Below are 598 nucleotides of genomic sequence, written 5' to 3' on the forward strand. Positions count from 1 at the left end.
CACGGCGGAGAATTGCGGCTGGGCGACGCCCAGCCCGGTCTCGTCGCCACGCTGGTGCTGCCCGCCCGCGCCGGTGCCGGCGACAGGGTTGCTCCGCCAATACCGGATGTGCCACAGAAGGTGGCATGAACCACTCCGCGCCGGGAAACGCGGACAAGCATGGTGAGAGGCTGGCCGCGCGCTTTGCGGAAGCTCCCCATATTGCCGCTTCCACAACCGACGAACGACGTTTCGAAAGCTGGCTGAGCGAGCTCGAGCCGGCCCAATTGGCCCGTCTCGAAGCGCTGCTGGCTTATCCCTTCGCGAGGGATATCCTTGCCGGGATCGCGGAATTCTCGCCCTATCTGTTCGATCTGGTGCGCGCTGATGCCTTGCGCCTGATCCGGCTGCTCGAATGCGATCCGGATTCGCATCTGACGGCGCTGATCGCGGATGCCAGGGGCGCGGTGCTCGCGGCGGCGGATGAGGCCGAGGTGATGCGGCTGCTTCGCCGCATGAAAGCGGAGGCCGCGCTGCTGACTGCTCTGTGCGACATCGGCGGCGTCTGGCCGGTGATGCGGGTGACGGCGGCGCTGACCGAGGTCGCGGTGTCCTCAAA

Annotated in this window: 1 pseudogene; it reads left to right on the plus strand. The window is 67.1% G+C overall.

Annotated elements, in window-relative coordinates:
• Window positions 1-125: 125 nt before the first annotated feature.
• Window positions 126-598 (plus strand): annotated as a pseudogene (locus tag MOV75_RS41160) (bifunctional [glutamine synthetase] adenylyltransferase/[glutamine synthetase]-adenylyl-L-tyrosine phosphorylase); the annotation flags it as partial.

The sequence above is a fragment of the Bradyrhizobium sp. PRIMUS42 genome, from assembly GCF_023006515.1.
In the GTDB taxonomy this organism is placed as follows: domain Bacteria; phylum Pseudomonadota; class Alphaproteobacteria; order Rhizobiales; family Xanthobacteraceae; genus Bradyrhizobium.